Genomic DNA, 18,237 nt, shown 5'->3' with positions numbered 1-18,237 from the left:
TGTCCTAGAATCGACCGCGACTGCTCGAATCCTCGCGTCCGAGCGCCTGTTTCAGGAACGACATCCAGCGCTTCTGGTCGGCGGCTTCCTTGGCTTTGGCCTCGTCTTCGATGTTCGTCGCGCCGAGGCTTTCGAGGGCGTTCATCGCCCGGTCGATGCCAATGATAGCCCCCACGAAGTCTTCGCCCTCCTCACGCGTGATGTCGGCTTCCTCCAGTCGCTGCTTGCGCTGGAGTCGCTCGCGTCGGAGGTTCTTCTTCGCCTGCTCGACCCGGTCGCGTTCGCCCGCCGGAATCGTGTCCCGGCGCTTGATTTCGAAGACGAACTCTCGGAGGTTCACGTCCTCTCCCTGCACGTCGATGGTCTCGGGGATGTCCGCACCGACGGTCGCGCCCTCGCGCTCGACCCGTTCGAGCAGTTGCTTTCGCTCGTACTCCTTCACACCTCTCTATCGGGACGCAACCGGCAAAAAGTCACCGCGAAGGGCGCGTCTCGCCAGGTATGCACGATAGGAATACTTCCAGTCGGCGCGGATAATTCCAACAAAAGCATAGGTGCGTGGACTGACTACGAATCGGCATGAAGAAGCCCGGCGAAGTGTTTGCCGACGCGAGCGTCTACGACCCCGGCATCGAAGCCATCGTGCCGCGGTACGACGAGCTTCACGACGCGATTCTGAACTCCCCGCCCCACGACCGCTCGGAAGCGATTCGGGTGCTGGAACTCGGTACCGGAACCGGCGAGTTGACGGCGAAACTCCTCACACGATTCCCCGAGAGTTCAGTGCTGGCGGCCGACCACAGCGAACAGATGCTGGTCGAGGCCGAGCGTAAACTGGAGACGTTCGGCGACCGAGTCGAACTCGGACAGGGCGCGTTCCCCGAGGACTACCCCGACCAAACTGACGAATTCGACTTGGTCGTCTCCTCACTGGCGGTTCATCACTTGGACGAGGGCGAGAAGAAGGCTCTCTTCGACGCTATCTACGACTGTCTGAACCCCGGTGGCTGGTTCATCAACGGCGACGTCGTGCAGTTCGACGCCCCTCACTTGGAGGCACTCTCGGGCGACATGATAGAGAACTGGGTCCGCTCGAAAGGCTGGGAGGAAGCGGACTTCATGGACGAGTGGGAAGCCAGTGACGACTACGACAACCCCTCGACGCTGACCGATCAACTCGTATGGCTTCGAGAGTCTGAGTTCGAAGCGGTCACGTCTATCTGGCAGTACTACAACTTCGCGGTGTACGGCGGACAGAAACCGGAGTAAGGCAAGGTTTCGAAACGCTACTCTTGGGTCATGGCGCGCGCTGGGTCGAGTTCAGTTCGTACCGATTCTGCGCGAGGTCTTCACGAGCGAAGCGAGCGACGTCTCGACAGAGTCAGCTCTGTCGGTGGACGACCGGAGCGACTGAAAGGAGCGAAGGGAATCGGTTGGGGAGGCGTGTGGTCCTCGCAGTGCGGGTGCGGTTTCTCAGTTGTGACGGGAGTAGTTAGCGAAGACCTGCACCGCGGAGAAAAATCGGCTCGTTACTTCTGGAAAATCAGTACCGGAAACACACCGGTACAGAGGGAATCCTACTCGGAACGACCAGCACTCCGAGGTCACACATCTCAGTCAACCGGACAGAACCCGAACTCGAAAGCGTTCTCTCGGCCTGAATGCCGATTACCCAAACCCCTTTCAAGTCACACCCCCAAGCCAAACCCAATGGCGAAGTGTGACGCGTGCGGCGAACACGAGAACATGCCGTACAAGTGTCGCCGGTGTGGCGGCACTTACTGTGGGGAACATCGACTCCCCGAGAGCCACGAGTGCCCAGGGTTGAACGAGTGGAACGACCCCGATGGCGTCTTCGACAGCGGTTTCGACGAGAGCGTCGAGAACCGCGGTGGCTCTTCCGGCGGCGTGACGAGTCGGTTGAACACGAGCACGGGCGGCCCGCTGGGTTACTTCCGGGGCAACATGACGTATCTCTTCCTCGGACTGATGGTGGTTACGTTCGCCGTCCAGATGACGCTACGAGTGATTCTAGGGCGACCTGACTTGGAGGCATTCTTGTTCATCCTCCAGTCCAACCACATCAACTACGTCTGGACGTGGGTCACGTCCATCTTCGCGCACGGCGGCCCGATGCACCTGTTCTTCAACGGACTGGTGCTGTACTTCTTCGGCCCCGTCGTCGAGCGGCGCATCGGGAGCAAGAAGTTCGTCGCGCTGTTCCTCATCTCCGGGATGGTCGCGGGTCTCGCACAGGTCGGCGTCTCGGCGTTCATGGGCGTCTCCTCGGGTGTCCTCGGGGCGAGCGGTGCCATCGCCGCCGTGATGGGAGTTCTCACAGTCCTGAACCCGAACCTGCGCATCTACCTGTACTTCTTCATCCCGATGCCGCTGTGGCTGGCGACGGCACTGTTCGTCGGCTACTCGGCGTTCGTCAGCGCGAGCGGCGGCATCGGTGCGGGCGGCGTCGCACAACTCGCCCACCTCATGGGCGTGGCAATCGGACTCGCCTACGGCGCGAAACTCAAGGCCGAAGGCGAGCGCGGACCACAGCAACTCCAGTTCGGCGGTGGCGGCGGTGGCGGCATGGGCGGCGGCGGTCGGGGGCCCGGTCGCTTCTGATGGACCCTGTCCACCCCGAGTTCGTTCCTGACCCCTCGCTCTCGCGGGCGGAGATGGAACAGGTACAGCGCGACATCGCGGACGCCGCGGTGTTCGAAGACGACTTCTCGTTCGACCCGACGAACGTCGGGACCGACGCTACTGAAGCGAGCGAACGCTCCCAGACTACGCTCGACGAGACGACCGAAGAACGCGAACAGAGAGAGCGCGAGCGCGACCCACCGATGGTCGTTGGGGTAGACCAAGCGTTCACGAGCGACGGCGAACAGGCAATCAGTGCCATCGTCGCGGTGCAAGACGGCGACGTGGTCGAACGTGTCCACGCCGTCGAACCCTGCCAGATACCGTACATCCCCGGTCTGCTCTCGTTTCGCGAAGGCGGAGCTATCCTCTCGGCGTTCGAGGAGTTGTCAGTCGAACCCGACCTCGCAATCGTGGACGGGAGCGGCCGCATCCACTTTCGGCAGGCAGGACTGGCGACGCACGTCGGCGTCACGCTCGACCTGCCAGCAATCGGCGTCGCCAAGAACCTGCTCTGTGGTCGCGCTGAGGAACCGCTGGACGAACCGCTCCCGGAGGGTGTTCGCGTGCCAATCAAAGCCGACGAGGACGTGACCGCACCCGAGGGGACCGTCATCGGCTACGCGCTCCAGTCGAAGCAGTACGACAACCCGAGCAGGCGGTACGTCAATCCGCTGTACGTCAGCCCCGGCCACCGAGTATCGGCGAAGACGGCCACGGAACTCGTCTGGCGACTCTGTGCGGGCTACAAGCTCCCGGAACCGACGCGACTGGCGGACGCCTACGCCGACGAAGTGAAGTCCGAACGGTAAGCCGAATCTCTGCGCCGAGTGGTAACCTGAACCGCCAGTAGTTAACTGTCCACGCCGAGACAATGAGAGTAATGACAGAGACCGTCCTCATCACGGGTTGTTCGTCTGGCATCGGACGCGAGACTGCAGAGTCGTTCCTCGCCGACGGGTGGGAAGTGTACGCGACCGCTCGCAACCCCGCAGACATCGAAGCGTTAGGCGAGCAAGGTTGTAACATCGCCACGCTCGACGTGACCGACGACGGCGACGTAGAGCGCGTCGTGGACCGAATCATCGACGAGGAAGGCCGCATCGACTGTCTGGTCAACAACGCGGGCTACGGCCAACTGGGGCCTATCGAGGACGTCCCCGTCGAGAGCGTCGAGAAGCAGTTCGACGTGAACGTCTTCGGGCCACATCGACTCACTCGTGCCGTCCTGCCGCACATGCGCCAGCGCCAGACCGGGACTATCGTCAACGTCTCCAGCGTCGCGGGGCGCGTCTCGACGCCCGGCATGGGCGTCTACTGCGGGTCGAAAGCCGCCATGGAGTCGATGAGCGATGCGCTCCGCCCGGAGGTAGACCGGTTCGGCATCGACGTGGTACTCGTGGAACCCGGCCCGGTCGAGACGGCGTTCGCCGAACGCGCAGAAAGCGAAGCGAACGGCTTCGAACGCTCGGACGCCTACGACGACATCTACTCCATCTTGGACGATGCCGGAACGCTCGGCAGTGGCGCGCCGGGCGAGATTTCGCCGGTCGAAGTCGCCGAGACGATTCTCGACGCCGCGAACCTCACCGACCCCGCCGCGCGCTATCCGGTCGGAAAGATAGCCGAAGCGTCCACGTTCGCGCGGTTCGTCCCGGCGACTATCATGGACAAACTGTACGGGTTCGGCTTCTCGCTGTTGTCGAAGCGGTCGTCGAGCGACTAACTAGGAGTGACAGCGGAGTCCGTTCGACAGAAACGCGGCGGTTTTCTCCACGGTCTCCTCTCGGGGGTCGGTCCCCAAGAACGAGTGATCCGTGCCCTCGATTACTGCCAGTCGTGCGTCCTGCATGTGCTCGACCATCCGTTCGGAGCCTTCGATTGGCACGCCTTCGTCCTCGTCGCCGTGCAGAATCAGCGTCGGCGTCTCGATGGCGGCCAACGTGGCGTCGTCTATCTGCATCGACTCGGCCTCGCTCAGTTTCGTGGTCTCGATTTCTTCGATAGTGGCTTGCTCGCCGACTCTGATTGCCGGCGCCCACAGTACCATCCGCTCGATAGCGTCGGGGACGTGCGTCAGCGACACGCCGCCGCAGAAGCTTTTGGCGACCAGACTGACGTTCGAACAACCGCTGTCTTGCAGAAACGCGACTGCGGCATCGATTTCCGCGTGCAGTTCGCCGAGCGTCTTCTCCCATAGTTCGTCAGGTGACCTCCAACTCTGGAACCGCAAGACGTGGTGACCGTCTTCGGTAGCAGTGTCTGCGAACTGGTCGAAGATGTCGCCGTAGGGTCCGTGGCCCGCGCCCGGTAACAAGACGATACCGCGCTCCGCGTCGCCACGCTTCGCGTCGTCGTTCGGAACGTTCAGACGGCCTGAAACGCTGTCCTCGCCGACAGGTAACTGAATTTCTTCGACACTCATGTGCTACGGCTGTCATCACTCGAGGGGAAAATAAAGATTCGCGTCCACCGAGTCAGAGTTCACCAGAACGCCGTCAGTCGCTACTCCAGGCAGGCCGCCACGAGACGAAGCATCCGCTCGCCTCGCACTTCGTCGGCCAGCAGCGGAACGCGCCGGACGTCGTGTCCGCGGAACAGTTCCTGAGCCTCCGACAGTGCCTGCTGTTGGACTTCCCAGCGGCGCTGGCAGAACTCGCAACTGTCGAGGTCCGGCGAGACGAACGCGTCCGAATCGACGCCGTTCGCTACCGAGGCCAAATCTTCCATCACCTTGTTGACCACGACGGTACCGACCGGCACGTCGTAGTCCTGGAGTTGCTCGCGCAGTCGCTTCGACTCGAAGACGCTCATCTCCTCGGGGACGAGTACGACCCGGAAGTCCGTCTGAGTCGGGTCGCGAAGGGTCGCTCGGAGGCGTTCGATGCGCGCCGACAGTTCGTCTAGGTCGGCCATTCCTTGCTCGGGGTCGGCGTCGTCACCGAAGAGACCGCCCAGACCGTCCATCATTCCCTGGAACCTCTGGCGGAGTTTCATGATTTTGCCGACCATCGAGTCCATCAGTTCGGGCAGTTCGAGCAGTCGGAGCGTGTGGCCGGTCGGCGCGGTGTCCACGACGACGCGGTCGAACCGCGGGTCGTCCATGAACTCCAGTAGTTTCTGCATCGCCGCGGCTTCGTCCGCGCCGGGCATCTGGCCGCCGAGCATCGCGCTCATCGGGTCGTCGCCGTCGAGCATGCCGCCCATCGGACCGCCAACCGCTCCACCCTCTGCGTTCGGGTCGCTCGCCCCGTTTGCATCGCTCGCGTCGGCGGCTTCAGTCGAATCGGCCGAATCTGGACCGCCCGCTCCGCCGCCGAAGAACCCGTGTCCGTCTTCCAGCGCCGCCTCGGGGTCGATTTCCGCGGCGTAGAGCGGAACGTCCTCGCGTATCTGTTTCGGGTCGGCGGGAATCTGGGTCTCGAAGGTGTCCGACAGCGAGTGGGCGGGGTCCGTCGAGACGACCAGCGTCGGCGTGCCGTCCCGGGCGCTGGCGAGACCCGTCGCGGCCGCCATCGTCGTCTTACCCACGCCGCCTTTCCCCCCGTAGAGGACGTACTCGGGCGCGTCTACGCCGGTCGGCACGTCCGTGTCGTCGATGTCCTCGACCGCTTCCACGTCGAGTTCGGCCATACCGGTGAGTCGTGGACGAACGCTTGTGTACTCGTCGGTCTCCCACACGCTTCGTTCGAAGGTCGCCGTCTCCGACTCGGTATCGGAGCAGTCAAGTCTTCAAGGACACTAGCGTAATTCAAGTGAGCAGCAAAATACTCGTCGCTGGAGACGTTCACCTCGGGGCCGAGAACGCGAACGCCGAGGCGTTCGGTGGCTTCCTCGATAGCGTCTCGCAGAACTGTACCGGAATCGAACAGTTCGTCCTGCTCGGCGACGTGTGGGACCTCGTGCGCCGAGACCCGTTCGGGTGCGCGTGGGAGACCAGCGAGACGGTGACGCGCCTGAAGCGGTTGGCCGAGGAGATACCGGTCTCGTTCGTCTACGGGAACCACGACACGTACCTCCGGAACTTGGACGACGCGCTGTACGGCGTCGAGTTCCGCGACCAGCACGCCCTCGAAAGCGGCGGCCAGCGGGTGCAGTTCCGCCACGGGCAATCGTTCGACAGACTCCAATCGGACGTGGTCTCGACCTACCTCTCGGGGGCCGGAGACCGCGGCGACATCGACCCCACTAACGGCCGCAAAGACCCGATAGTGGCCAGCGGCCGCCGACTCGTCCAGCGAAGCAAGCGAGGACTCAAGTTGGCGGCGAGTTCCCTACTCGGCGCTGACGCGGGGTTCGATGGGACGCCGACGTACCCGCGCCGCGAACGGCGTGCACACTCCCACGTCGAGGAAATAGCGGCGGACAAACTCGTCTACGGCCACACCCACGTCCCGTACGTCCACCCGGACAACACGGTGGCGAATCCGGGGTCGTGGAAATCGACCGCGCCAGTTCACAACACGTTTCTGGTCGTCGAGGACGGCGACATCGAACTCTACCAGTACGACGACGCCGACGCCGCCGAGAGTCCCGAGGGCGACTCGACGGGGTCGCTCGACGCGCTCGGAACCCCCATCTCCGGCGTCTCGTTCTGAGTACAGGGGTATCGTTTTAGTGTGATAGGCGACGTAGAGTGGTGGCGATGGTCGAGCAGGAAGTCTTCGACAATCGCCTCACTGGGAAGTTGGTCGCCGAGGCAGTCCTGCGGTTGTTCGAATCCGACGGCACGGTTTATCTGGCGACGGGCTACCTGACGTGGTCGGGCTATCTCACCATCGCCGACTCGCTCCGAGAGTTTCTGGCGCGGAATCCGGACAACCGTGTCGTAATCGTCGTCTCGACCGGCGCAGACCAGTTCTCCCGTCTGGTCGCCAACGCAATCTGGGACCTCGACGTGGACGACCGCTGTCAGCTACTGACCTACCGGGACGGGTTCATCCACCCGAAACTCTACATCCGTGACGGCGAGGACCCCGCCTTAGTCATGGGGTCGGCGAACCTCACGTGGGACGGACTCGGGAAGAACCTCGAACTCGCTTGGTACTACCGCGCGGACGACACTGACGACGAAATCTTCCAGTCGCACCTCGACTGGATGCACTCCTTCGTCGGCGAGTGCGACACCGTCACGCCCGACGACCTCCGGCGGAGCGTTCGCCTGCGCAAGACTGCCGACACGTGGCTCTCGAAGGGTCGCATCAACCTCCCGCAGATGGTTCGGGGGGCGCTTCCGTTCGGGCGACGAGAGCCACCCGCGGTGCCGCCGCTCTTGGGCGAATTCGACGGAGCAGAGTCGGACGACGAGTAGGAAACTAACAGGCTCTTAGTCGTCACGAACGTCCGAGACGTCGCTCTGGGACGTCTCCAGCACCGTCGCTGGCGGAAGGTCGGTCTCGGTCCACGTCGGCAGACGCGAGTCCTTCCCACCAAGTGGCGAAATCGCCTCGGCGTAGATATCGACCTGCTCGCGCTCGGCCATACGGTCGTACGAAAGGCCGTTGAACGCCGCGTCGGCAGCGTACTGCTCGACGAACTCGTCGGCGACGCGTCGATAGTTTTCGACCAAGTCGGCGTACGACGGTTCGACGCCACGAGATTCGACAGTCCGAAAGAGCGCGGCGGCGACGTGTTCGCTCATGTCGCCGAGTCCGGTCGGTCCGGAGACCGCACGGTGGTCGTGTTCGTAGTGGCCCAAATCGACCTGTGCAGTTCCCTCGAATCCGGCGTAGTCGAACGCCTCGCCGAGCGTCCCGACTTCGAGTCCCCAGTGGCGCTCGACGCGGACCGAGCGAGTGAGGTCCGCGGTCATGGCGAACTCTCCAGCCAGTGCGTAGCGGAACGCGTCGAGATACTGAAGAATTTCTGCGTCCGGATTCTCATCGGCGAGTGCCTGCACGAGCGGCGCGTAGAAGAGCCGACAGAGCCGTCCGTACAGTTTGCCGTTCTCGACGCGAGCGTAGTAGCCCTTGGCGAAGTCGTAGCCCTGCGCGAGCGGGGACAGCAGACGGGACACGTCCGCGGCCTCGTAGGTCTTCGCGTCGGCGTCGTGGACGACGACGTAGTCGTGAGTCGCCGCGGCGGTCCCGAGGGCAAGCCACACGTCCCGGCCCTTTCCGGCGTCGCCGTTCAGGCCGTGGTCGGCCAGCAGGTCGGTCACGCCGGGGCCGTTGCACCACAGCACGTCGAGCGGCAGGTCGAACGCCGAGAGCCACTCGCAGAACGCCGACACCTTCTCGGCAGGCGCGCGGAGCGGGACGACCACCCGACCGGGTGACACCCGCTCTAACTCCGAGAGGACGCGCTCGGCGGCCAGTCCGGCGTACTCGCGCTCGGTCATCGGGACCACCACGGCGGCGCGACTCGTCGGTGCGTCGGGGACGTGGTCGGTCAACTCGTGAAGGGTGGCGATGCGCTCTTGGCCGTACTCCATCGCGTGAGAGTTGGGAAGCGAGGGTTGAAAATGGGCCGGAATCGGTAATCGAGGTCCCCGTCAGTCACGGGTCGTGATCGTCGGGTGACGAGACGACGAGGAACTGATTCCGCCCGCGATTGCGGTCTGTCGGGAAGCACTCTAACTCCGAGTGACGTTACTCCGATTTTTCTAATCGCCGCGTGCTACGGTGGGGTCCCGTCCACCGGTCGGTAGTTTGTTCGCGGCGTACAGCACGACCAGCACGGCCAGTATAGCGACAAGCGCGCCCGCGAACGTTCGGAAGATGGTGTCGTACTGATAGCCCGCTTCGACCAACTCGCCGACGCCCCAACTGCCGCCAGCCTGCACTATCATCATCGCACCGCTGTACAGCGAGTAGGCGCTGGCACGATTTTCGTCCGGCAGTGAGTCGAGCAGGTAGGTGTCCATCGCCGGGAAGAGACTGTGGATGACGTAGCCCAGAATCGCGGTGACGACGGCGATGGCCCAGAAGCCTTGGACGACAGTCAGCACCAACAGACACGCGATGAACGCGCCGAGGACGGTCAACATCAGCGGGACGTGGGGCACTCTGTCGGCGAGTCGTCCCGTCAGCCAGAACGCAGGCACCCCAGCCGCGAAGACGACGGTGAGGAGCGTCCGACCGGTCGCAGGCCCGAGTCCCGCCTTCGAGGCGTTCACGTACTGCGGGAAGAAGTTGAAGAACCCGTTCCAGACGAACCCGGTCGCACCGAGAATGGCGACGCCGCTCACGATGATGGGCCACTGTCGGCGAGCGGCCGCGAACAGGTCGCGGTCCGCGCTCCCCACGTCCGGCAGTTCAGTTCGCTTTGCCGTCCGATAGAAGACGGCCGTCGTCAGTGCCGCGACGACGGCGATGAGTTGAAACGCCAACTGCCACTCCCCGGCGAGCAACACCGCACCGACGAACAGGCCAGCGATTGCGGCAGCGATCTGACTCGCCGTTCCGTGGATGCCGATGACCCGGCCGACTCGCTCTGGGTACAGTTCCGTGATGAGCGGGTTCGCGGCGATGAAGTACGCGCCGCTGGCCAAACCCATCAGGAACGCGCCGACGCCGAGCATCGCCACCGAGGACGCCACGGAGGTGAACGCCGCGGCACCGGTCAGGACGACACCGGTCCCGAGGACGACACGATGGCGGCGGACGCGAGTGAGGAGGTATCCCGTCGGAATACGTGGTAAGGCACTGCCTAACCACGCCAGCGTGGCGACTAAGCCCGCCGTTCCCTCGGTCATCGTGAACGCGGCAGACAACGGTTCCAACAGCGGGGCGAACACGACGCGAGCGAGGTTGACGAGAAAGACCATCGTACACAGCGACGCGAACAACCGGCCTCGTGACACGGACCTTGGTTGCGTGGGGAGGTAATCAAAGGTTCCGAAACGGGCAGAACAGGCGGTGAAAGTACGCCACTTGGTCGTATGGGGGTAGTGAACACGCCAATGGCGGCAGTTTCGAAGAGCGAGTGGGTCGCGGGAGCAGACCGAGAACCGGGTCTCTAACGCAGATTGGCGGTCTTACCCATCAATTAAGCCGCGACGTAACTCTGTTCTACACCGTTTCGGCGAAATCGTTTGTAATCACAACCGGGAAATCCCTCGCGTGACCCGGCTGGAAGAAGGAAACTCGAAAGAGAGTTAATTTCGAGAGGCAGTCCGTTCCCTCGCGTTCGGTTGCACCGAGTCCCAATTGCAACGGCCGAAACAGCCCCTAGCTTTTTCATCCGAATCCATTGTAGCAGAGTCCACATGAAATCGATACGTCGCGGACTGAACGAACACGAAGTGGAGAAGGATACCCGCGGACGATTCTCGTGTGGTATCTGCAAGGAGTCGCTGGCGTCGAACGACGGCCAGCACGTGCGAGCGTGCCCTGACTGTGGCAAGGAGTGGAAGACGACGTAGGATAGACTACCGACCACAACTACCCCACAGTATAGTACAGTGGGTTTGCCGCCCTCCCTGTTTCTCGCACGAGTAATCGGTTAGCGTATGCGTTTCTCGGCGAGTGTAGGGTCACTCGTACGACTACGTTGGTCTCGAACAACTACGACTCACCGCGAAACACTTTGAGGAGGACGAGTCCGACGAACGAAGCGACGACGAGAAAACTGTTGAACGGGTTCCCGTTTATTCCAGAGTGTACGAACCAGATGATACCCCACGCCAGAAAGAACCCGACGAGTTCGTGAGGCGTGAAGAGAGAGATTTTCACACGACAACTGGCAAATCCCGCGCTGATAACAGTTTCCTTACTCGAACACGGCGTCGAAGGCGTCCGCGCCCATCGGGTCGAACCGGCCTGCCTCGACGTTCTCCTCGACGTGTTCGGAGCGACTCATCCCGACCAGCGAGGACGTGACGCCGGGCGCGCTCCGCGCGAAGTTGATGGCGCGCTGGACCGTGGAATCTCCCTCTAACGTTTCTGCGACCTCCGCGGGAATCTGGCTCGCCAAGTCGCCCTGCGCGATGCTCGCGCTAGTGAAGACGTTCAGGCCCGCTTCGTGAGCGAACCAGAGCGCGCTCTGGTCGCCCTCGGGACCCGATTGGGCTTCGACGGTGAACGCGTCGGCCATGAAGACGTTGAACGGCAACTGCACGGCGCGGAAGTGCGTCGCAGTGTTCTCGGCGACCTTCGCGGCTTTTCTGGCCCGCGAGACCACTTCCGGAAGCGAGAGGTACTGGTCGTCGCCCTCGGGCACCCGGAATGCGTTCCACGTCGCCACGCCGTACGTCGAGATATCGCCCGCCGCCGCTCGCTCTTCGAGGCGCGTGAACGTCGCTTCGAGTTGGTCGTACACGTCCTCGGGCGAGTTGTCCTCTAATTGCGTCTCCGGATTGTGGACGTAGTAGCAGTCGATTTCCTCGACTCCCAAATTGGCGAGCGACTGGTCGAGTTGCGCGTCTACGAAGTCGGGCGCGATGCAGTGACTGCCGCGCACGAGGTCCTCCCGCGAGACGAGGCCCGTCTCGACGAACTCCTCTCGAACGTACTCGCCGGGGTTCTCGGGTCGAGAGCCGTCGAAGGGGAGGAACCCCCCTTTCGTGGAGACGAAGATAGCGTCGCGGGACACGTCGGCGTCCTCGACTGCTCGTCCGACGACGCGTTCGCTCCGCTGACAGCGGTAGTTGCTGGCAGTGTCTACGACGTTGATGCCGCTTTCGAACGCCGTCGTGAGTGCGTCGTGGTAGCGCGAATCGACGGCGTCGGTCGGGTCGCCCAGATACGTCCCCGCACCGATGCTGGAGACGGCGAGGTCGTTGAACCGCCGGAAGTAGGTGCGGCCGAACTCGTCGCCGTGTTGGAGTTTGTACTCGTAGGTGCCGTCCGCAGTGGCCATATCGGAACTACTCGCTCGGCGAGGATAACGTCGTGGGGTTCGGAACGGCCGGTTACACGTCGCCGTTCAGTGCCGCGAAGATGTCGGTCGTGAGTTCGCTCTGGTCCCACGTCTGTATCTCCGAATCGTGGGTGTACGCCGCGCCTTCGACCGGTACCTGCCCGCCGCCCATTCGGGCGTGGCCACCTGCGCTCGCGCCGGGAATGTCGGCGGCGACCGATTCGAGTGCCTTGCCCATGTGAACACGGTCGTCGCGCGAACGACCCGAGACGTACACCGTGTCTTCTCGGCGGCCGTAGACGACGACCGCGGTGACGCCCTCCAAGTGTAGGAGTTCGTCGGCGGCCTGCGGGACGGCGTCGGCGTTGCTCAGTCGGCCCACGTCGCTGACCGCGAACGCACCGCGAACGTCGCGTCCGGAGATGGCGCGCGACTTGACTTCCAGTACTTCCGCGCTGACCTGCGGGTTGGCGATGCGGTCGAGCAGGTCCTCGTCTACCCCTTCGTAGAGGTACGCGGCGGCCTCGAACTCCGCGCCGGTACAGCCGTTCGTCAGGTGCTTCGTGTCGGATTGAATCCCGTAGAGCAGTCCGGTCGTCACCTCGGAAGGGACGACGAAGTCTGCGTCCTCGGAGTCGTCCGGGCCGAGCGGTTCGCCGCCCAAGTCGTCGAGGTACTCGGCGACGATGGTGGCACACGCACCGTAGTCGGTTCGCTGGTCGGTGAACACTTCGCCCGTGCCGTTGCCGGGGTGGTGGTCTACGACTGCGTACGGTTCTAGTCGTTCCGCCCCGTCGAAGCCGCGGGGAGTGTTGTGGTCTACGAGGACTACGTCCTCCGCGGCCAACTCCTCGATGTGGCCGATGCACTCCAGTTCGAGGTCAAGGACGGTCCTGAACGCACGGTTCTCTTGGTGGCGTATCTGGCCGGTGAACTGGAGCGTCGCATCGGTTCCGACTTCTCCGGCGAGATGGGCGATGCCTATCGCGCAGGCCATCGCGTCGGGGTCCGGGTTGGGGTGCATCAGAATGGCGATTGCCTCGCGCTTGGCCAGCGCGCGCTTCAGACGCGCGCCCATCGGTCGGCGAATCCATCGCACGACCAGCCACAACGAGGCCAGCAGTGCGACCGCCCCGAGGACGGCCGCCCCCGCCAGTTCCGGGTTCTCCAGACCGTAGTTCTCTACGGCCCGGAGGACGCCTTGGAACTGGAGTTCCGGGAGTGCTGGCAGTTGCATATCGATAGCTGAGTACCCCGACCAACAAGAAATTTTCCCGATAGTTGTGTCAATCCCCAATTCCCTAACGTTGCCCGACGTAAGCGTCGATAGCGGTCCGGTAACCCGCTTTGTATGTCGGATAAGTGAACTCGTATCCGAGAGACCGAAGCCGCTCGTTCGAACAGCGTTTGCTCGTCAGCAGTCGCCGACGAACGCGCTCTGAGAGGCCCTCGTCCGCGAGTCGCTCTTCGGTAGTCTGCTTCGCTGGTCGCGCCACGCCACACTCGTCGGCCAACCAATCAGCGAACGTCCACTTCGAGACCGGTTCGTCGTCCACGACCAGCACGACTTCGCCGCGCGCGAGGTCTCGCTCCAACAGGAATCGAATCGCGCCCGCGGCGTCGTCGCGGTGTATCATGTTCAGATAGCCCTCAGTCACCGGGCCGTCCAGATATCGCTCAAGCCGCGTCCTATCGGGTCCGTAGATACCCGCGAGGCGCGCGACAGTGCCGTCGATTCCCCACTCGGGAGGCTCCTCTCGGGCCACTTGCTCGGCCTCCACGAGAACCTCGGTCTTCTCAGTCGTCGGTTCCAACGGCGTCGCCTCGTCCACCCAGTCGCCGCCGTGGTCGCCGTAGACGCCGGTGCTGGACGTGTAGACGAATCGCTCGGGGGAGTTCTCGCGTACGCCGAACGCCTCGATTGCGGTTCGAAGCCCCTCGACGTACACCTCGCGGGCGGCCGCGGCGTCCCGGCCGCCGGAACTGGCCGCGAAGACGACGTGGTCGGCGTCCGGTACCGCTTCCAACGAATCGGCGTCGGTCACGTCGGCCTGCACGGCGTCGAAGCCTGCGTCCTCGATGGCGTCGATACCGTCCGAAGACCGGCGAACGCCGACTGCTCGGTGACCAGCGTCGGTCAACTGACGGCCGAGTTCGAGACCGACGTAGCCACAACCGAGAATAACGACGTTCATACTACATCCCGCTTCTGCTGGCGATGAAGTGCTGGACGAGCGCGAACTGCTCCAGTGGCATCGCCATCCGACCCTCTATCTTCTGTTGAATCTCCTTGCTGTCCATGCCGGAGTCGAGTTCGGCCGCGATGGTGTCCACGTCGAGGATGGCCGTCGTCATCCCCATCATCAGGTGGTCGCGGGTCTCCAGTAGGATGTCGTCTTTCGCCGGGGCGTCCTCTCGGAGGGCGAAAATCGCCGCCGCGTCTTCGAGTAGCAGTCGCGGCGACTCGCCCGCGACGAGTGCGTCGAGTTTCTTCCGTTCGACGCCACTCTCCTCGGCGGCGGCTTCGACGCCGACCGTCTCGACTATTTCGGCCAGTTCAGACTCGTAGTTCTGGCGGAGTTCCTCGGGCGTCGTCTCCTCGGGGTCGGCGACTTCGTCGTAGAGCATATCTCTGTTGTGGGGCGCGCAGTTGAAATGGATTTCACTTACCGTTTGGCCGACCACCCCGGCGACCGCTCGTCGGCGTCGCCGTCGGTGTCGCCGACGCCGGGCGGACCGGGCGGTACGACGACCACGACGACAGTACTCGTCTCGAACGAGACTGGCGTCGTTCGACCCAGAACCTCCCGGTCTCCGTCGTCGTCAACGTCGATTCGGACGCGCCCAGTCTTGCGAACGTAGGTCACGCCGCGGTCGCTGCTACCCGTTTCGAGTGGCGACCCCTGCGGTGTGCGAACCGTGAACTTCGCGTACCCGCCCTTCACCTCGACGTGCCAGACGTTCGCCGTCGCGTACCAGTACCCCGGGACCGGCGCGACTGGTAGTCCGGCGTGAACGTCCGATAGCACCTTCCCGAACCAGCGGTCTTTGATGCGGTCGGCACCGCGCTTGGTAGCGTTCGCGACCGTGTCGCCGACGACGCGCTTGACCTCTTCGCGAGCGACCCAGCGAGCCTTCTTGCTCGTCTGCCCGACCAGCGACTGGCGCGGGCCATCGACGTGTTTGCGGGTCGCTTCGAGTGCGAACCGAACGCGGAGTTCGACTCGTTCCGCTCGAATCGACGGTTTCGAAGTCGATTCCCGTCGGACCAACTCGGCCACAATTGCGTCGGCTGCCGACCCGTTCGTCACTGCCAGTGTCTGTGCTGTCGTGGTGTTCCAGCGCGTGAGTCCCGCATCGACGATGTCTCGGTAGGCCGCCGCCGACCGCCGGTCGTCTCTGTCCGCGAGGCGCGCGGCGAGTCGCCGTCGAACGGCGTCCAGCGAGCCAGCGAGCGAGCGTTGAAGCGCGTCCCGGTTCTCAGCCAGCGTTTCGTTCTGCTTCTCGGCCAGCGTCCGGTTGGCCGCCCGGAGCGAGAGCGCGGCCGACTGCAAGTCGGTTCGCTGGTTGCTTCTCGTGCCGTCGAGCAATCCAATCGCCGTGTCGGCAGCGTCGGCGTAGGGAACCGTGAACAGGTTCACGTTGCGCGCCGCGAGCGGATACCGCCGGTCGCCCGCCGGAACTGCGGCGACCTGCTCGTGGTCGATGGGCGATAGCGTGAGATACGGTGGCGCGCCATCGACGCTCAGGTTCGCCGACCGGCCGGGACCTGCCGCTGGCATCGGTTTCTGTGACGGCGTCTCGACGCCAGCTTTCGAGCTCGCGATTCGCTGGATTCGCTCCGCGGAGAGTCCGGCCTCGGTTAACACGTCGTCCACGCCGCGGTTCAGGCGCTTCTCTCGATTTCCACGAGCGTGGAGTCGCCGAATCACCCGGTCGAGATAGGCCGCGCGCACCGTAACTCGCGCTCGGTCGGCTACGCCGTCGTAGCTCGCTGGTGCGTCCATCAGTGCCTCTCGGCGACTTTCGAGCTTCTGTGCGAGTTCGGCCGCCGGATTCGCGTCGCCGGTCGCCACCTTCCGCCGCGGGACTGCGACGGTGACGTTCCGGACGCGTTTGCGCAACGAACGCAGGTCTGCGACGACCCATGGTTTGAGTTCGACAGGATGGCGGCCAGAGACGGTGACTGGGCGTGTGTCGAGCGTACCGAGGACTGCGCGCTCGGCGAGTCGGTCGAAGCCACCGCGATTCGTGACGAGTCGCTCCGCGGCCAGCGCGCGCACGTCTCGGAGGTTCGGCCCGTCGAGCGGGCCGCCCCGCTGGTGGACGCCCACGATTTGGCGGGTCGGGACATTAACAGGACCTGCGACCGACCGGTGGTTGCCAGCCAACAGGACGCCGACACGGTACGTCTCGGTCCAGCGCGAGACGGTTCGTCGCGTCTCGTTGTTTTTCCCCTCCACGTCCGCGCTTCGCTCCCACTCGACTACCAGCGAATGCCGCTGGACGACCTCACGCGTCGCGCTCTGTAGCCGATGCCATCCCGAAGTCGTCCCGGGAACCGGCGCGCTCGCGTCCGTAACTCGAACCGTCGTTCGGACGCGCTCGTTCGCCTTCGTCCAGTTTTCGCCCGGCGGTCGCGGCGTCGGTTGCTGCTCGATTCGTTCCGGGCGAACCGCGGCGTGGAGCCGCACCTCCGCACCGTAGGCGGTTTCGAGGATCGACGAGAGGTTAGAGTCGGAGAGTACCCCGAGGTACGCTCGGTCGGCAGTTCGATTGACGCCGACGCGGAGTGGCGTCTGTGTCCCGGTCTGTCTGGATTTCCCGCTCATCAGGGGTGCTGACTGCGTGTTCTTCTTGGCGGCTTCCAGCAGAAGGTTGGTCCAACGACTCGCGCGCTCGGTGTGAGTCGCTTCCACGAGGTCGGTGGTGCCGACGCGAACCGTCGCCCATCCGAGCGCGCGGCGTCCGGCCGGGTCCGTGCGGCCGAAGACACGCCGCTGTTCGCGCAGAATCGCTCCGTTCGTAACGAGTGCGACGTGCCTATTCGCCACGACGTTCTCGATGGGGGCCCTGCCGTAGTGGGCGTAGCCACGCGCCCACGCCACAGGGTAGAGGCTCGCGGTGAGTCTGCGACCGAGTCCGGGGCTGAGCGGCCCATGGTTCAGTCTCGTCTCGAATCGTTCGGTTCGCTCGTGGAGCGCGAGCGCAGGGCTGGCGACAGTCAGCGTCGGCGAGTAGGTTGTTTGTTCGGCAATTCGCTCGGACTTGCTCGCAGTGACGGTGACGTTCTCGATGGTGACTCGAAGCCCGGACGCGCCGCGCTCACCAGTCCGCTCGACGTGGACCCGCCGCTTGGCGGCCCGAAGCGCACTCGCGTTCGGCGTCGCCGGAAGCGACGCCGACGCTTCGACGCCCGCGGCGCGTGCCGAGACGCTACCCAGAGCCTCCCGTGCCGCGAGATAGATGCGGATGCGGAGCGCGTCGCGGTACGGCGTCGAGTCGTTGACGACTGCACCGAAGGTGGTGTTCGCCGTCGCCGTCACCGGCGCGCTGGCCGCGCGCCGTCCGGCCCGCGAGACGGCCCCGCGGAGTGCGGTGTTGCTTGCCGCAGTCGCCCGTTCGACCGCCTCACCGACCGAGCGGTCTACCTGTGGTTCGGGCGAGGCCGTGAGCGTTACGCTGAGCGTGGCACTGGTCACGAGCAGCAGGACGCCGACGAGTGCGAACGGGATCCGGCCGCGCTCGTCTTCGGCGAGTTTCATCGGGGCCTCCTGCCGTTCGTCCCGCACC

Annotated in this window: 18 protein-coding genes; 7 read left to right on the top strand and 11 right to left on the bottom strand. The window is 64.1% G+C overall.

Annotation, left to right across the window (positions count from 1 at the left end):
• Positions 1-4 precede the first annotated feature (4 nt).
• On the bottom strand, positions 5-442 hold the full coding sequence (locus F7R90_RS11640) for a DUF5788 family protein (protein ID WP_158057597.1): 438 nt from the start codon (positions 440-442) through the stop codon (positions 5-7).
• A 137-nt stretch (positions 443-579) separates the two neighbouring features.
• Between F7R90_RS11640 and F7R90_RS11635 the strand changes: the two genes are divergently transcribed.
• From F7R90_RS11635 to F7R90_RS11620, 4 genes are all read left to right on the top strand, one after another.
• On the top strand, positions 580-1,269 hold the full coding sequence (locus tag F7R90_RS11635; protein WP_158057596.1) for a class I SAM-dependent methyltransferase: 690 nt from the start codon (positions 580-582) through the stop codon (positions 1,267-1,269).
• Positions 1,270-1,710: 441 nt separating this feature from the next.
• Positions 1,711-2,622, top strand: a complete 912-nt coding sequence (locus tag F7R90_RS11630; protein ID WP_158057595.1) for a rhomboid family intramembrane serine protease — start codon at positions 1,711-1,713, stop codon at positions 2,620-2,622.
• The gene (locus tag F7R90_RS11625) at positions 2,622-3,455 is read left to right on the top strand and encodes an endonuclease V (RefSeq protein ID WP_158057594.1); all 834 of its coding nucleotides are present in this window, start codon (positions 2,622-2,624) and stop codon (positions 3,453-3,455) included. Before F7R90_RS11630 ends, F7R90_RS11625 begins: the two co-directional genes overlap by 1 nt.
• 71 nt (positions 3,456-3,526) lie before the next feature.
• Positions 3,527-4,369, top strand: coding sequence for an SDR family oxidoreductase (locus F7R90_RS11620; RefSeq protein ID WP_158057593.1), 843 nt, complete (start codon positions 3,527-3,529; stop codon positions 4,367-4,369).
• Here F7R90_RS11620 and F7R90_RS11615 read toward each other — a convergent pair whose 3' ends face one another.
• Positions 4,370-5,068, bottom strand: a complete 699-nt coding sequence (locus F7R90_RS11615; protein WP_158057592.1) for an alpha/beta hydrolase — start codon at positions 5,066-5,068, stop codon at positions 4,370-4,372.
• Positions 5,069-5,148: 80 nt separating this feature from the next.
• Positions 5,149-6,276, bottom strand: a complete 1,128-nt coding sequence (locus tag F7R90_RS11610; protein ID WP_158057591.1) for an ArsA family ATPase — start codon at positions 6,274-6,276, stop codon at positions 5,149-5,151.
• Between the two features lie 122 nt (positions 6,277-6,398).
• Between F7R90_RS11610 and F7R90_RS11605 the strand changes: the two genes are divergently transcribed.
• Positions 6,399-7,241 (top strand): metallophosphoesterase family protein, encoded by an 843-nt coding sequence (locus tag F7R90_RS11605; RefSeq protein ID WP_192498295.1) that lies wholly within the window; start codon positions 6,399-6,401, stop codon positions 7,239-7,241.
• A 47-nt stretch (positions 7,242-7,288) separates the two neighbouring features.
• On the top strand, positions 7,289-7,954 hold the full coding sequence (locus tag F7R90_RS11600) for a phospholipase D family protein (RefSeq protein WP_158057589.1): 666 nt from the start codon (positions 7,289-7,291) through the stop codon (positions 7,952-7,954).
• A 15-nt stretch (positions 7,955-7,969) separates the two neighbouring features.
• Here the strand turns inward: F7R90_RS11600 and F7R90_RS11595 are convergent, their stop codons facing one another.
• Complete coding sequence (locus tag F7R90_RS11595) at positions 7,970-9,076, bottom strand: glycosyltransferase family protein (protein ID WP_158057588.1); 1,107 nt, start codon at positions 9,074-9,076, stop codon at positions 7,970-7,972.
• 171 nt (positions 9,077-9,247) lie between these two features.
• Complete coding sequence (locus F7R90_RS11590; protein ID WP_158058913.1) at positions 9,248-10,411, bottom strand: MFS transporter; 1,164 nt, start codon at positions 10,409-10,411, stop codon at positions 9,248-9,250.
• 441 nt (positions 10,412-10,852) lie between these two features.
• Here F7R90_RS11590 and F7R90_RS22205 point away from each other — a divergent pair, with 441 nt between their 5' ends.
• Positions 10,853-11,008, top strand: a complete 156-nt coding sequence (locus F7R90_RS22205) for an HVO_0758 family zinc finger protein (protein WP_192498294.1) — start codon at positions 10,853-10,855, stop codon at positions 11,006-11,008.
• A gap of 142 nt (positions 11,009-11,150) precedes the next feature.
• Here the strand turns inward: F7R90_RS22205 and F7R90_RS22200 are convergent, their stop codons facing one another.
• From F7R90_RS22200 to F7R90_RS11565, 6 genes are all read right to left on the bottom strand, one after another.
• Positions 11,151-11,318, bottom strand: coding sequence for a hypothetical protein (locus F7R90_RS22200; RefSeq protein ID WP_192498293.1), 168 nt, complete (start codon positions 11,316-11,318; stop codon positions 11,151-11,153).
• Between the two features lie 37 nt (positions 11,319-11,355).
• Complete coding sequence (locus F7R90_RS11585; protein WP_158057587.1) at positions 11,356-12,444, bottom strand: aldo/keto reductase; 1,089 nt, start codon at positions 12,442-12,444, stop codon at positions 11,356-11,358.
• A gap of 52 nt (positions 12,445-12,496) precedes the next feature.
• Positions 12,497-13,681, bottom strand: coding sequence for a DHH family phosphoesterase (locus tag F7R90_RS11580; RefSeq protein ID WP_158057586.1), 1,185 nt, complete (start codon positions 13,679-13,681; stop codon positions 12,497-12,499).
• 64 nt (positions 13,682-13,745) lie between these two features.
• Positions 13,746-14,639: an SDR family oxidoreductase gene (locus F7R90_RS11575; protein WP_158057585.1), complete on the bottom strand. Its 894-nt coding sequence runs from the start codon at positions 14,637-14,639 to the stop codon at positions 13,746-13,748.
• 1 nt (position 14,640) lies between these two features.
• Complete coding sequence (locus tag F7R90_RS11570) at positions 14,641-15,072, bottom strand: DUF5791 family protein (RefSeq protein WP_158057584.1); 432 nt, start codon at positions 15,070-15,072, stop codon at positions 14,641-14,643.
• A 38-nt stretch (positions 15,073-15,110) separates the two neighbouring features.
• Positions 15,111-18,236 (bottom strand): DUF7286 family protein, encoded by a 3,126-nt coding sequence (locus F7R90_RS11565; protein WP_158057583.1) that lies wholly within the window; start codon positions 18,234-18,236, stop codon positions 15,111-15,113.
• Position 18,237 lies beyond the last annotated feature (1 nt).

The sequence above is a fragment of the Halorussus halophilus genome, assembly GCF_008831545.1.
In the GTDB taxonomy this organism is placed as follows: Archaea; Halobacteriota; Halobacteria; order Halobacteriales; family Haladaptataceae; genus Halorussus; species Halorussus halophilus.
The sequence above is the reverse complement of the archived record's forward strand: the minus strand, read 5'-3'. Positions and strand labels throughout refer to the sequence as shown.

Coding starts and splice junctions, on each gene's coding strand:
- F7R90_RS11635 (WP_158057596.1), top strand. CDS start 580: ATGAAGAAGCCCGGCGAAGTGTTTGCCGACGCGAGCGTCTACGACCCC.
- F7R90_RS11615 (WP_158057592.1), bottom strand. CDS start 5,068: ATGAGTGTCGAAGAAATTCAGTTACCTGTCGGCGAGGACAGCGTTTCA.
- F7R90_RS22205 (WP_192498294.1), top strand. CDS start 10,853: ATGAAATCGATACGTCGCGGACTGAACGAACACGAAGTGGAGAAGGAT.
- F7R90_RS11590 (WP_158058913.1), bottom strand. CDS start 10,411: ATGGTCTTTCTCGTCAACCTCGCTCGCGTCGTGTTCGCCCCGCTGTTG.
- F7R90_RS11630 (WP_158057595.1), top strand. CDS start 1,711: ATGGCGAAGTGTGACGCGTGCGGCGAACACGAGAACATGCCGTACAAG.
- F7R90_RS11570 (WP_158057584.1), bottom strand. CDS start 15,072: ATGCTCTACGACGAAGTCGCCGACCCCGAGGAGACGACGCCCGAGGAA.
- F7R90_RS11610 (WP_158057591.1), bottom strand. CDS start 6,276: ATGGCCGAACTCGACGTGGAAGCGGTCGAGGACATCGACGACACGGAC.
- F7R90_RS11595 (WP_158057588.1), bottom strand. CDS start 9,076: ATGGAGTACGGCCAAGAGCGCATCGCCACCCTTCACGAGTTGACCGAC.
- F7R90_RS11585 (WP_158057587.1), bottom strand. CDS start 12,444: ATGGCCACTGCGGACGGCACCTACGAGTACAAACTCCAACACGGCGAC.
- F7R90_RS11625 (WP_158057594.1), top strand. CDS start 2,622: ATGGACCCTGTCCACCCCGAGTTCGTTCCTGACCCCTCGCTCTCGCGG.
- F7R90_RS11620 (WP_158057593.1), top strand. CDS start 3,527: ATGACAGAGACCGTCCTCATCACGGGTTGTTCGTCTGGCATCGGACGC.
- F7R90_RS11575 (WP_158057585.1), bottom strand. CDS start 14,639: ATGAACGTCGTTATTCTCGGTTGTGGCTACGTCGGTCTCGAACTCGGC.
- F7R90_RS11580 (WP_158057586.1), bottom strand. CDS start 13,681: ATGCAACTGCCAGCACTCCCGGAACTCCAGTTCCAAGGCGTCCTCCGG.
- F7R90_RS11600 (WP_158057589.1), top strand. CDS start 7,289: ATGGTCGAGCAGGAAGTCTTCGACAATCGCCTCACTGGGAAGTTGGTC.